We start from the raw sequence: 13,124 nt of genomic DNA on the forward strand, positions 1-13,124 counted from the left end.
GTCTATTCCTTCACCGGCGTCTTGTTTGGTAGACTGTCGGCAAGTTGATTTGCAGAATTATCCGCTGCCTGCGCCTGCTTGCGTTCGCGAACCTCGCCCGTCGTTTCGTCGATCGTCACATTGACAGACTCTACATCCTGACCGGATTTGACCAGTTGCGAGCCTTCCACAACCACCCGATCACCGGCTGATACCCCGCCACTAACAAGCCAGTTATTGCCAACGCTCTGCCCCACCTGCAGAACCCGCTCTTCAATCTTGTTCTCCGCGTTCACAAACAGGCCAGTCGGCTCACCCTTGGTATTCCGAGAAACTGCACGCTGTGGAACAAGGAAACTGTTGGGTGCAACACCCTCCTCAACAAGCGCCCGGACATACATGCCCGGCAGTAGCAATCTATCCGGATTGGGAAATTGCGCGCGTAAAGTGAATGTACCCGTCGTTTCACTGACCGCGGACTCGGCAAATTCCAGCGTACCGGTCTGTGGATAGATTTCACCATTCTCCAACCGGAGGCGCACACTTACGTTTTCGCCGCTGATCTTGATCCGACCATCTTTGATGGCCTGACGTAGATTGAGAAGGTTGGTGCTCGACTGGGTGACATCGACATTGACGGGATCAAGTGTACGAATGGTCGTAAGTGCCGTGTCCTGACTTGCCGTGACAAGTGCACCGGGCGTGAGAGACGATTTATCGATACGACCGCTGATCGGGGCTTTGATGGAGGTGTAATCAAGGTTGATCTTTGCCGTATCAAGTGCTGCCTTGGCTGCGGCGACATCCGCCTTGGCTTGCGCCAAAGAAGCAACTGCCTCATCAAGATCCTGCTTGCTGACAGCATTCTGCTTGATCAGCCCCTCATAACGCGTCACTTTCGCCTGCGCACTTGGAACTGTCGCCTCAGCCTTTAAAAGATCTGCGGCAGCGCTATCATAGGCCGCGCGATAACTCGCCGGATCAATTTGATAGAGCGCATCGCCCTGTTTGACCTCGCCGCCTTCGGTATACAGTCTTTCCTGAATAATGCCGCTGACCTGAGGCCTGACTTCGGCAACAAGTGAAGCGCTCGTTCTGCCAGGTAATTCTGCGGTGATGGAAACAGATTGCGGCTGCAATGTTACCACACCAACCTGCGGCTTCGGTGAAATTTCTGCACCAGCAGAATTTGACTGATCCTGCGAACAAGCCGAAACCAGAATAAGTGGCAACGCAGTCAGAACCAATCCGAACAATTTTATCAGGCCTAGAGAACGATGCGACTTTTCGGGGGCCGTCAGCAAAATAAGCATTGTCTAACCTTATTTACAAAACTCTTTCGTACCATTAAGTCAGGTTTAATAAAGCTGTCAATTGCGTCTGGCTCGAAACCGAACGAAATGATACGCAAAGCGCGAAATTGTGATGAGCGGGGAACGTGTGAATGATGGCGCAAGAAAAGACAAAGCGAGGTCGTCCAAAAGTAAAGTCCGACGATCAGCGCATCGCGGAGATCGCTCAGCATGCACGCGATCTTTTCATCTCCAAAGGCTTCGCGCATGTCACGATGGACGACATTGCTGCTCGCTGCCATATCTCCAAACGCACACTTTACTCGCTCTTCAAAAACAAACTCGATATATTCTCGATGATCGTGGATGAGCATCGATCCACCATGCTGGCCCTGCCCGGCAATTACGATCACTTACCGATTTCGGATGCGCTATGGGCAATTTTCCGACTGAGTCTCAACCGAGAACAAGATCTCGAACGCCTCGCGGTCATCCGCCTCGTGCGGCTCGAAGCTGACCATTTCCCCGAGCTGGAAATGACACTGCACGAACGCGGCGGCGAATATTCGCGGCGCCTGCTTGCCGATTGGCTGGAATCGCAGAAAAAGGCCGCACGTATCGTGCTGGATGATCCTTGGAATGCGGCGAAGATTTTAATGGACATGATTTTTGGTGCCATCATTGTCAAACATCGGCAGGAATTGTTCTGGCCTTCAGACGAAGACCGACGCACATATTTAAGTCAATGTATCGCGATCTTTACGAAAGGTATTTTACCGCCTGATAGTGCAGAGCGAATAAAGGACTGATCAACCTGAACTGGTCCGGGACTCCAAATTCAAAAGGCTGCGGGAAAGTAGCCGAGAGCGCAGAAGGTTCGGATACCAAGCGCCCTCGGCTTTATATGCGATCAGCGAAGTTGCCCTTGCATCACGCCGTCTGATCGTAGCTGCCAACATGGCACTTGGTCTTGCGGGCCGGGTCTGCACATGTTGGAACGATCCATTGGAATGCTATAGCATTCGAGGTCAACTTACTTTCAAAGACACGCAAAGCAAGTTTCATTTTGTAATGATTTTTGTCCCAATGTTTCCCGCCATCGTGAGCGTTCAAAATGAGCCTCCCATCCTGCCCAGTCGTTTGCAATGGTCTAGGAAGAGCCGAAAGCTAGAGCATTTCCTGTTTTGATTGAATCATTGGAAATGCTCTAGCTGTTTGTTTTTAAGCATGCCTTTATTCCGAAACCGGTTCCCACTTTCGGGAGACATGTTCTAGTTTCAAACTGACTTTCTGTACAATACCGTGAGGTTGCTTGTTCCGAATTTCAATTTGACCGCCAAACCTTTCAATTATTTCTTTGGCGATCGCCAGTCCGAGACCCGCACCGGGATGATTTTTGCGTCGTCCCGCATCCACACGAAAGAAGGGCTCGAAGATCTGATCAATCAGATTTTCAGGAATCCCCGGACCCTCATCTTCAATTCTGATGACGAGCTTTTCCTGCTCTTTGAACCAGGACACAGTCGCATGTCCGCCATGGGTTGCCGCATTGATGATCAGGTTGCGCAAAGCCCGTGTCAATGCGATCGGATTGGCTGTCACGGCAAGAATTGGCTCCTCCTGAGATGCCGTTAATTGTACAGAATAACCGAGATCGGACAGCTCGCTGACCAGCCCTGCGAGCAACTCGCTCGCTATCAGGCTTTGCACTTCTGCGGAGCTTGAAACTTCTTCACGAACGAGCCTGATTGCGCTATCCGCGATCAGATCAAGTTCTTCAAGGTCTGCCAGCCATTTTGCACGTTCGGTTTCATCGTGGACAAACTCGGCACGTAACCGCATCCTTGTCATCGGAGTCCGCAGATCGTGCCCTGCCGCTGCAACCAAACGCATCCGGCTTTCCATTGCCCCCTTCAGCCGAAGCGATAGAGTGTTGAGCGCACGCGCGGTCGCCCTAATTTCCGCCGATCCGTCCTCCGGAATGTGCGCCAGAGTTCCATCGGGGCCAATGCGCGAGACAGCATCTTCCAGGATGCGAAGGGATTTGGTCGCTTTGTTTGCAGCCCAAAGCGCTATCATTCCACTCCCCACTCCAATCGCGACGACCCACATCGCCAGTCGTGTCGTGCTACCAGGTGGCGGACCCATTCGCGGTATATCTACAATAAGCCACCGGTCGGGGTATAATTTGACCGAAACTGAATCAGACCGTTGATTATCCGTGTGGCTTACAAAAATCTCCCAAGATCGACCTGCGGCGCGCACTCCCTCCGAAACAAAGTGCGTCGCCCTCTCATCAACCGATTCCATCACCGGACGATCTTCGATTCTGAGCCCTAAAGACTTCGCTTTCTCTGGATCTTCTTCTGCCAGGACAGCCGCAACAATAATTTGCCTCGCGATAGGATCGAACATCGGTGGCTGTGGTGCAGGACTCAGAATCCGATCAGCGGCAAAAACAGCCAATCCGACGACGCCAACTATCGAACAGATAAGCAATAGAGCTATTCGGTTGCGCAGGGTATTCATTGCTTGATCACCGAGGACCTGACAGGAAGCGTCATCTGATAGCCTCCGTTCCGTATCGTCTTGAAAGTGGCTGCACCATGATAGGGATCGAGCTTCTTGCGAAGTCTGCTCATCAGGACATCGATCGAACGATCAAGTGGGCCGCGCCCCCGACCTTGCGTGTAATCCAGGAGTTGATCACGTGACAACAGGCGTCCCGGTCTTTCCAAAAAAACCTTAAGGAGATCGAATTCAGCCGCTGTGAGGTCTACGAGTTCATCCTGGAGCGTTGCTACCGTTCGGAGCTGAGGGTTAAGAGTGAGGGTCCCAAAATGATATAGAGTTACCTCATCGGTCGGAAGCACCTCGAATTGCTGCGTACGTCGTAACACAGCTTTAATACGCGCAGTGAGCTCACGCGGATTAAACGGTTTACCAAGATAGTCATCCGCACCAATTTCAAGTCCAATGATACGATCCACGTCTTCCTTAAGCGCGGTGAGCAAGATCACCGGAACGGCTGACTTCTCCACATGGAGACGTCGACAGATATCCAGACCTGATCCATCTGGCAACATAACATCGAGAACAAGAAGATCCGGCTTAACCTCCTGCAACCTCTTCTCACATTCCCGGCGATCTCCTGCCACCGAAACTCGAAAACCTTGCTCAGTCAAATAGCGCGAAAGAAGCGACCGGATTTCATGGTCATCATCAACTATCAATATATGGGGCTGCAGATTCATTTTGTTCCAACGTCTGTTTTGAAAACACCTATAGCGCTTACGAGACACACTGCTGCTATTTTTTGTATCTGAACATTGCTGGAATGCCATCAGCAATCTTCGCTTACAATTTTCCGCCACTTCAACACATTGGGAAACATCCAGACCGAAGGCAATTACACGGCGGCGATAATAATCCTTTCATACATCACATATGGAAGGAATAACGTCATGAAGCGTATTACAGCCATTTTTCTCTTAACACAGTTGGCCATTGTTCCACAGCTGGCTTCGGCTCAGGATTTTTCTCCACCAGCAATGGAACCTCCTCATCCGGAAGCCCAGGGCGCACCTCATCCAGCACGTCAACCATTCTTGGAGCCGGAACGTCCCGGAAGATCAGAAAATCCCAATCTCGTGCTGGCGTCACATTTGAATGCAATGGAAACATACTTGGGAATAGCTGCCGACCAGCAAGACGTTTGGCGTCATTTTGCCTCCGCCCTGATTGACATCAGACAACCTCCCAAGTCCGATCTATTTGCCACACCCGAGCAGCCCATGCAGATGTTGAGCCTGCTTGATAAAGAAGCAGATGCGGTTATTGCTCGAGGGAAGAACGCAGAGAAGCTCAAAGAAGCGCTCGCGGAAATGAAAGCATCTCTGCATCCTGCGCAATTGGAAAAATTGCAAATGCTTGGCGAATTGTTAGAGCCCTTTCAAAAGGCCCCCACGTCGAAATTTCAACCTGCGTTTGGAAAGCGGCCTGCCGGATTCCCGCCGGAACCCCCACGCCCTTGATTGATCAACAATTCAGCCTGAAGTCTCGTCTCTTGGAAAGATAGCAGCTTGTACTTGCGTTCTGCCAGTTTTCACACCTACCCGCGTGGGTGGCCATACAATCCCGGCTCTTGGCTATCATATTCGAGGTGCCGGTATCGCATCGAAGCCAGCAACGCTTTGCAGGAAGGTATGCGAAGCACAGGAATAAAGACGACAATCGGCCCCAAGCGAAAGCCGTCAAATGCGGATATCGCAGTCATATGGAGCTGGAAACATCCGCAGATTATTGCGGCTGCGCGACAGGATCAGCGTCCTCTTATCGTTATGGAACGCGGGTTCATTCAACCTCGCTTCGAATGGGTGAGCCTTGCATTGAATGGCTTTAATAATCGTGGCTATTTTCCGCCGAGTGCTGATAATGGTGAACGCTGGCAACGTCATTTCAGCCATCATCTGCGTCCGTGGAAAGATCGAAAAGGGTATGCTCTTCTTATTGGGCAGGTTCCTGGCGATGCCTCACTGAACGGCGTTGACATTAAAAACTGGGCGCAATCGCGAACCGATATGTTGCGACGGGCTGGTCACACAGTTGTATATCGTCCGCACCCTCTGGCTGAGACAGTAGCACCAGAGGGTGCGGTATGCTCAAGACAAGATTTAAAGAGCGATCTTTCCGGCGCGGAATTTGTCATTACCTATAGTTCCACCACAGCGGTCGAAGCCGTTCTGGAAGGAATTCCCGTTTGCGTGGAAGATGCCGGGTCTGTCGCATATCCGATGGCGTCGCACCACATTGGCGAACCTTTGCGTCGGCCTGACCGAACCCAATGGTGTCATAACCTGGCATGGCGGCAATGGTCGATAAACGAATTGCGCAACGGGACCGCGTGGAGACATTTGCTATCAGGTTTCTTCCCGCTTTAACTGGCCCAATACTTCAGAGTCGAAAATGAAAAAACTTGCTTATGTACTGGCGATTATCACATGCGCTTTCCATGCAGGACCAGTCATGGCTGCTCTGCAAAGAGCCAGTGATACCTTCGCTTCGGATACAACCAACTCAATAGCTCCTGAGGACAACAAGCCCAGCGAACGCAAAGCCGAAACATTCGAGACAATCCAGCAGAATGTTTGGCGCAGTGAGGCAGACTCGATCATAGAAAAATACGGTCAGTGGTCCCTCGATTGCCAACGCGTTGAGACGGGAAGGCGTTGTTCCATTAGTCAGCGGCTCGGCAATCAGCTGGGCATGGAAGTTTTGCAGTCTGATACGCAAGACTCCGTCAAGGCGTTGATTTTGCTACCATTCGGCTTGGCTGTTTCGGAAGGCATCACATTGTTCATCGATAACAAACCCGCTGACCACCGTATTCCTTTTTCTACTTGTGGATCGGAAGGGTGCATTGTTCCAATGGTCGTCTCACAAAAAAGCATGGAGCAAATTCTGCAGGGTAGCCAATTGAAGATTATTAGTTTTGATGCAATCTCATCCGAGCGAAAGGAGTATTCGATACCACTTGAGGGAATCTCGCGCGCCTATCTCCGCCTTAAGAGCTATCGAGGCCTGTGATGCGAAACATACTCAAAATCAGGCCTTGAGTTGAAGTATGGAGCTTCTTTATTTGGTGATTGGTGGCTTTGTTATTATACGCGTCGCTATGATCGTAACTGCCATTTCAATTGTGGCACTCTTAGTTTTGATAGTGTTGCAAACTTTTCGTCAATGAATGGAAGGATTAAATTCCGATTTCTATGCCCATTGGTCGATTACCCGTTTCGGCCTAGCTAGACGATCGAAGCCGGATGAAGCTGATCATGTTTGAGGCAACGCAGCGGAGAAACGTTTACGCTCCCTCGTCTCAATAGAAGCGGGCCACCACCTTTGTCTCATCCGACTGGTGGACGGTTGTGGCGTTTACCGGATAGTTGCCCATTAAGTACGACAGACGCGATGAGACCGATGACCAGGCCCCAGAACGCTCCGCCAATACCGAACAAGCTGATATTCGCAGCAGAGGCCAGAAAGGTAATAAGGGCTGCTTCGCGAGAATTAGGATCTGCCATTGCACCCGCTAGACTCCCACCAATGGCTCCCAGCAAAGCTAAACCGGCCAATGCGGTAATAAACGTTGCCGGGAGCGCCATAAATACCGCTGCAAGTGTCACCCCGAACACACCAACCAGAATATAGAAGCAACCTGCAGCCATACCGGCGATCCAGCGCTTCGACGGATCTTCGTGAGCTTCACGACCGGTGGTAATCGCAGCGGTAATTGCAGCAATGTTAAACGCATGCGAACCGAACGGTGCCATGATGAGAGAGCCAAAGCCGGTTACAGTTACAATAGGGTTGGCACTTGTCTGGAACCCGTCATTTCTCAGCACCAGCATGCCGGGCATATACTGGCCGGTTAGGGTAATGAGAAACAGCGGCAATGCTATGCTGAGAGTGGCGTTCAGACTGAACTCCGGCATAGTAAAAATCGGTGCAGCCAATTTCAACTGCAGACCCGATAAATCGACACGCTCCTGCATGAGTAGGAAAACAAATCCGATCACCAATATTCCAATGACAGCGTAACGCGCAGAAAGGCGCTTGAGAAATATGTAGGCAATGATCAGCGTTCCCACCAGAACTGGATCTACACTCGCACTGCTGAATGCCCCGATTCCGAACTGCAACAATATGCCTGCAAGTAACCCAGAAGCTATGCCCGGCGGTATCAATCGGATAATTTTTTGAAAATAGCCGGAAAGACCAAGAATAACGAAGGCAATTGCCGAGATCATATAGGCCCCGATTGCTTCCGCATAAGATGTTGTCGCAAGTGCAGTGACAAGAAAAGCGGCGGCTGGTGTAGACCACGCCGTGATGATCGGCGCACGATAGCGCCAACTCAGCAACAAGCCGGAAAGGCCGACGCCAATCGAAATCGACCAGACCCAGGATGCTGTCAGCTCCGGGCTGAGATTGGCAACACGTGCTGCTTGAAAGACGAGAATAAATGTACCGCCGTAATTGACGATCACCGAGATCAGGCCTGCCACAACTGGATGGATTATATCACTTATTCGAACGGTTGTGCGTAAAGGGGTGCAGGACATGATCCGCTTCTCCAGAAATGCGTATTCAAGCTTCAGACTGGCTTGACATTTAGCCGCTCAATGGCCTGATATCTCCCACCAATTACAGCAAGAGATGCCATCCATTTGTTCAAGCACTCGCAACTCGAATCCGTAAAAGCCTGGCTCAATCACCCAGCTCATTCAGCCATGCCATTACACGCGCGCATACAACGAGCGATCAGGCAACTGATTGTTGATGGAACGATCAGTTGCGGCAAACCACTTCCGGCCTCGCGTGCGCTTTCGAAGTCTCTTGGCGTCTCACGCGATACGGTAGAAGCCGCTTATGCGCAGCTTCATGCAGAAGGCTTTATCGACCGTCGCGTCGGTAGTGGCAGCTTTGTTGCGCAGATCACAGAATTCTCTTCCCGTCATCGACGCTCAAGGCGCGATATCAAATCCAAAAATCGACCTCCTGAATTGAGCAGGCGAGGTAACGCGATGTTCCAAAGCGGCGGCGTGCGCGAGATATTGACCCCACGCCCCTTTGCGCCTGGCATCCCCGACACACGTAACTTTCCACTTGCGCTTTGGGAGCGCTTGCAAAGACAAATTCTCAAAGAAATTGGAACCCAAACGCTCCTCCACGGAGATCCGCAAGGGGTTGAGCCGCTGCGTCGGGCAATTGCTGATTATATCAATCTCGAACGCGGCGCACGCGCCACTGCCGACCACGTGCTGATACTCACGTCTTCACAACAAGCTCTGACTTTATGCGCCAACGTGCTGCTTGATCCCGGCGAGCGCATCTATATGGAAGACCCCGTCTATTATGGAGCCCGCAAGGCATTTGATGCCGCAGGTCTTAATTGTGTGCCCGTTCCGCTGGATCAGCAAGGATTAAAAATCGAGCCAATTCTCAATGATCCAAGCCCCGCCCGCGCTATCTTCCTCACGCCCTCGCATCAATTTCCAACCGGTGCGACCTTGGCCTTGGAGCGACGGTTTGCATTGATCGAATGGGCCAACCATCATCGCGGCTGGATAATAGAAGATGATTACGACAGTGAGTTTCACTACGCGGGCAAGCCCACGGCCTGCATGCAGGGCCTCGACCAAAACGACAGAACTATTTACATAGGCACTTTTACGAAATCGCTCTTTCCCGGATTGCGGATAGGCTATGTCGTGTTGCCGCCACAGCTGATCAAGCCAATGACCACGGCACGCACACTTCTCGACGGTCACACGGCATCCATTTCGCAGTACACACTTGCACGCTTTATCGAAGGCGGACATTTCGGGGCATACATTCGCAATATGCGCAGCATCTACGCACAGCGCCTTGAAATATTGACCAAATTGGTTCGCAAACATCTCGCAGATTTTGTCGAGCCACGCGTTCCGGTGGGCGGCTTGCAAATGCCGTGTATATTGACTTGCGACATTTCCGAACATGCCGTTCTAGAAGCCACTCGCCGCTCGGATATTGAATTGCTGGGATTATCAGCGCTCCATGCCTCAGGTGAAGGTGAAGCTGGATTTCTGCTCGGCTTCGCGGCCTATACGCCCGCAGAACTTGAGATCGCGATCAGGAAGCTTGAAAAGATATTCCAAACACTAAAAAGTAATCAGGCAATTCAGCTTCAGAAATGAACCAAAACCTGTAAGGTATCAGCTATCTCAATCTGCTGCAGGAAAGCCTGCGGCGAGCACACGCCGCAGGCAATCCGTGCATCAAAATACGCGCTCGTAAGTAACCCAGTTGGCTGCCGTTGCAACGTCGTCATAAAGACGACGCGCAGTTACATTGTCCTGTGCAGTCACCCAGCTCAGCATCGTCCAATTACGGATATGAGCAATGTCACTAAGCGCCTCGATAAGCAGGCGTCCAACGCCTCGACTGCGATAGGATGGGTCGACAAACAGGTCATCGAGAAACCCGGCATCTTGACCCTGTAGTGGCCTTGGTTGGGGCCAGTAATGCGCAAAACCTATAACGTTTTCGCCTGCTTCAGCCACCAGCCCTTCCAATGGATGCATTGAGTCCTGCAACCAAGCCCATGTACGCGTAAGTATATCCTCATTCATGGGCACTTTGTAAAAAGCCGCATATCCTCGATAGAGCTTTTTCCAGCTTGTTTCGTCCGTTGGCTCCACTGCCCGAATTTTAATGGCCTCTGAAGATCGGGTGTCGATATCGTTGCGTACCGACTTTGCTTTTTCAGTCATTGGCAAATTTCCTTTCATCTTGCAGGAAGGTCCCACTCAATGGTGGAGCGTTTAATCAATATTGGATGGATATTGCCCCTCCAATAAAGCCATTAACACCAGACCAATCATATTATGTACAATGCCTCTTCAGATCGGAAAATCTGGCCTGATCAAGAGCATCACACCTAATTTCGTGAGGATTAATTGGTCTGGGCTGCATACCAAAATTGGATGGTTTAAAATTGTGAGCCTAATGATACGAACTCGTAAATAACCCGACTAAGATCCCCAGATATCTCCCGATAAACTCGAAAAGAGCACGCCTTGAAGAAATTGTTTTGTGTAACACTGGTTGGCATTTTCTGTTCGTCTGCACCGATTGCAGCGTTTGCTCAGAACATCGGACTCGCTGAGCGTCGCGCCATTGCAGCCTATGCAACTGATATCTGGCCCAAATACGAGTTGGAAATTCAGGATCTGGCTGGGTTTCCCGTTACCATCGATCTGAATACCAAAAGCCTGGCATTACCTGGCCTTGCAGATTCATACGCCAGCGATGACTATCTGCGTAAGCCGATCATAGATCCGATACTCCAGGCAATTGGAACAATCACTGTAACAGAAACTGGAAGAGCTGCTCTCAAAGAAGGGCTAAAATCCATTGTCATCCACTATGATGAAACAAGTGCACCCTCCAGCAATTATAAAGATGGTTTAAAGATGGAAGACGGTGTTCTGACTATAAATTGGAAGCCTTATACCAATGTCGATGATGTTGAGCCTCGCGCGCTGGCAATATTAAGTGTAATTGAATCGGCAATTTAATTATAAACCACGTAAGGTGATCTGAATTGACGCATAAAACCGTATCTCCGGCGCTCCATGCATTGACAATTCTATTGCTCTCATCCGTGACGGCTTTGGCTCAGACCAGTACCGACGAAGCCTATTTGGAACGGCGAAATGATCAGGGTATTGTCGCGTATTGCAGTGACCAAGGGTTTCTTGAACCTGATTCAGAGGAGTTTTTCCACGTTGGTACAGTAGAAATTTTTGGCGAAGTCGAACCCTCGCCTGAAGCTGATCTACACGAACAAAAGGGTCGCGATGGCATTTCGTACCTTCAAGGTGACGAACAGTCTCTTGAAGACCTTGCTGCGGCAAACGATGTCGATGTGAAAGCGGTTTGCGAACAATACAAATCGCAAGTAACGCTTGGCCGGATGATGGCGAAAAATAAAGCCAATCAGTAGTTTTTCCTGTTCAGAAAAATTGACTTCCAACCCCTTGAGGCACTACCCCAATGCGCAATAAATCCGTCGCCGCCTTGCTTTCTTTACCGCTTATCATCACTTCATCTTTGGCACTGGCCGATGACACGCAGCTCCTGTTCAACTCATCGCGCAATCAACTTGGCCTGATAAAATTTTGCGTAGCAGAGGGCCATATCTCAAACGATGTCGTTGCGGCTTATGAGAAAATCGTCAAAATGCTTCCCACACCTGCTGACGCGGCACAGGGCGATCAATATGAAAGCGCAGGCGAACAGGGCTATAGCTTCGACGGCGAGAACCGTACGTCAATGCAAGACATTGCCGATGGTACTGGCACGTCGGTTGTCGATCATTGCACTCAGTTCACAGCGCTGACAAATCAATAAGCTTAAAGCAATGCTTGGTTGGCAATTATACTCTGTTGCCAACCATTTGCGCCGCTTCTGAATGGTAAGGATATTTGTTGCGATATTTTCAGCGGCCGGCTAGGGGTTTGCGCGCTAAAAGCGGCACCGCAAAATGAACCACATCGTCAGATCGTCCAGCCACCATCAATGTTGTATGCCTGTCCGGTGGTGTAGGTTGCACTGGCGAGATAAACAGCCAGATCAGCAATTTCTTGCGGCTGACCAATCCGGCCAATTGGTTGTCTGGCTATAAAGGCAGCACGGGCAGCTTCATAGTCACCTTGATCACGAAGCCGCTGTTGCAAAGATGGACTTTCAACCGTTCCGGGGCATATCGCATTACAACGAATGCCAGCTGAAACATAATCTGCGGCAATGGATTTCGTCAGACCGATGACAGCTGCCTTTGTCAAACCATAAGCAAAGCGGTTCGGCACACCTTTTACGCTCGACGCAACAGACGACATATTGATGATAGCACCGTCCTTACGAGCCAGCATTCCCGGCAGAACAGCACGTATCGTCCGGATCATCGACCGAATGTTGAGATCGATTGCTGCATCAAGGTCTTCATCCCGCATTTCAAGAATAGAGCCACTATGAACACAGCCTGCACAATTAAACAGGACATCGACATCTCCGATCTCGTTTACGAGTGACGCAATATCGGCTTCATTCAGTACGTTGAGTTTTCGAGTATTTATGTGCTCATAGCTGTCGAGATGCTTGAGCGCATCCATATTGATATCAGTCGCGTATACTGTTGCACCCGCTGCTGCAAATGCAACAGCACTTGCATGCCCTATTCCCTGCGCAGCTGCAGTAATAAGGACAGTCTTTCCGTTGAGATTGGTTGACACGTCGATATCCCCATCA

At 50.5% G+C, this 13,124-nt stretch carries 14 protein-coding genes; 8 read left to right on the top strand and 6 right to left on the bottom strand.

Features of this window, described 5'->3' with window-relative positions:
• Positions 1-2 precede the first annotated feature (2 nt).
• Positions 3-1,292, bottom strand: coding sequence for an efflux RND transporter periplasmic adaptor subunit (locus CEV33_RS22400; protein ID WP_094542556.1), 1,290 nt, complete (start codon positions 1,290-1,292; stop codon positions 3-5).
• 134 nt (positions 1,293-1,426) lie between these two features.
• Between CEV33_RS22400 and CEV33_RS22405 the strand changes: the two genes are divergently transcribed.
• Entirely contained in the window at positions 1,427-2,080 is a 654-nt protein-coding gene (locus CEV33_RS22405; RefSeq protein WP_268875825.1) for a TetR/AcrR family transcriptional regulator, read from the top strand.
• Positions 2,081-2,504: 424 nt separating this feature from the next.
• Here CEV33_RS22405 and CEV33_RS22415 read toward each other — a convergent pair whose 3' ends face one another.
• Together CEV33_RS22415 and CEV33_RS22420 are read right to left on the bottom strand one after the other, a co-directional pair.
• Positions 2,505-3,686: an ATP-binding protein gene (locus CEV33_RS22415; RefSeq protein ID WP_328588604.1), complete on the bottom strand. Its 1,182-nt coding sequence runs from the start codon at positions 3,684-3,686 to the stop codon at positions 2,505-2,507.
• 110 nt (positions 3,687-3,796) lie between these two features.
• On the bottom strand, positions 3,797-4,525 hold the full coding sequence (locus CEV33_RS22420) for a response regulator (protein ID WP_094542560.1): 729 nt from the start codon (positions 4,523-4,525) through the stop codon (positions 3,797-3,799).
• Positions 4,526-4,735: 210 nt separating this feature from the next.
• On the opposite strand from CEV33_RS22420, the gene CEV33_RS22425 reads away from it, so the two are divergent.
• From CEV33_RS22425 to CEV33_RS22435, 3 genes are all read left to right on the top strand, one after another.
• Positions 4,736-5,305 (top strand): polyadenylate binding domain-containing protein, encoded by a 570-nt coding sequence (locus CEV33_RS22425; RefSeq protein ID WP_094542561.1) that lies wholly within the window; start codon positions 4,736-4,738, stop codon positions 5,303-5,305.
• A 354-nt stretch (positions 5,306-5,659) separates the two neighbouring features.
• Positions 5,660-6,211: a hypothetical protein gene (locus tag CEV33_RS22430; RefSeq protein WP_141211618.1), complete on the top strand. Its 552-nt coding sequence runs from the start codon at positions 5,660-5,662 to the stop codon at positions 6,209-6,211.
• Between the two features lie 25 nt (positions 6,212-6,236).
• Complete coding sequence (locus CEV33_RS22435; protein WP_094542563.1) at positions 6,237-6,857, top strand: invasion associated locus B family protein; 621 nt, start codon at positions 6,237-6,239, stop codon at positions 6,855-6,857.
• A gap of 317 nt (positions 6,858-7,174) precedes the next feature.
• Here the strand turns inward: CEV33_RS22435 and CEV33_RS22440 are convergent, their stop codons facing one another.
• A complete protein-coding gene (locus CEV33_RS22440) occupies positions 7,175-8,392 on the bottom strand; it encodes a benzoate/H(+) symporter BenE family transporter (RefSeq protein WP_094542564.1) in 1,218 nt (405 codons plus the stop codon).
• Between the two features lie 105 nt (positions 8,393-8,497).
• Here CEV33_RS22440 and pdxR point away from each other — a divergent pair, with 105 nt between their 5' ends.
• Positions 8,498-10,009 (top strand): MocR-like pyridoxine biosynthesis transcription factor PdxR, encoded by a 1,512-nt coding sequence (pdxR, locus tag CEV33_RS22445; protein WP_094542565.1) that lies wholly within the window; start codon positions 8,498-8,500, stop codon positions 10,007-10,009.
• An 81-nt stretch (positions 10,010-10,090) separates the two neighbouring features.
• Here the strand turns inward: pdxR and CEV33_RS22450 are convergent, their stop codons facing one another.
• Positions 10,091-10,585: a GNAT family N-acetyltransferase gene (locus CEV33_RS22450; RefSeq protein ID WP_094542566.1), complete on the bottom strand. Its 495-nt coding sequence runs from the start codon at positions 10,583-10,585 to the stop codon at positions 10,091-10,093.
• Positions 10,586-10,891: 306 nt separating this feature from the next.
• Here CEV33_RS22450 and CEV33_RS22455 point away from each other — a divergent pair, with 306 nt between their 5' ends.
• Genes CEV33_RS22455 through CEV33_RS22465 form a run of 3 tightly spaced genes read left to right on the top strand, consistent with a single transcriptional unit; the run spans position 10,892 to position 12,227 of the window.
• Positions 10,892-11,392: a hypothetical protein gene (locus CEV33_RS22455; RefSeq protein WP_235818503.1), complete on the top strand. Its 501-nt coding sequence runs from the start codon at positions 10,892-10,894 to the stop codon at positions 11,390-11,392.
• Between the two features lie 26 nt (positions 11,393-11,418).
• Positions 11,419-11,820 (top strand): hypothetical protein, encoded by a 402-nt coding sequence (locus tag CEV33_RS22460; RefSeq protein ID WP_235818504.1) that lies wholly within the window; start codon positions 11,419-11,421, stop codon positions 11,818-11,820.
• A gap of 50 nt (positions 11,821-11,870) precedes the next feature.
• Positions 11,871-12,227, top strand: coding sequence for a hypothetical protein (locus tag CEV33_RS22465; RefSeq protein WP_094542568.1), 357 nt, complete (start codon positions 11,871-11,873; stop codon positions 12,225-12,227).
• 146 nt (positions 12,228-12,373) lie between these two features.
• Here the strand turns inward: CEV33_RS22465 and CEV33_RS22470 are convergent, their stop codons facing one another.
• Positions 12,374-13,108 (bottom strand): SDR family oxidoreductase, encoded by a 735-nt coding sequence (locus CEV33_RS22470; protein WP_094542569.1) that lies wholly within the window; start codon positions 13,106-13,108, stop codon positions 12,374-12,376.
• Between the last annotated feature and the right edge of the window lie 16 nt (positions 13,109-13,124).

The organism is Brucella grignonensis, from assembly GCF_002252505.1.
Classification (GTDB): domain Bacteria; phylum Pseudomonadota; class Alphaproteobacteria; order Rhizobiales; family Rhizobiaceae; genus Brucella; species Brucella grignonensis.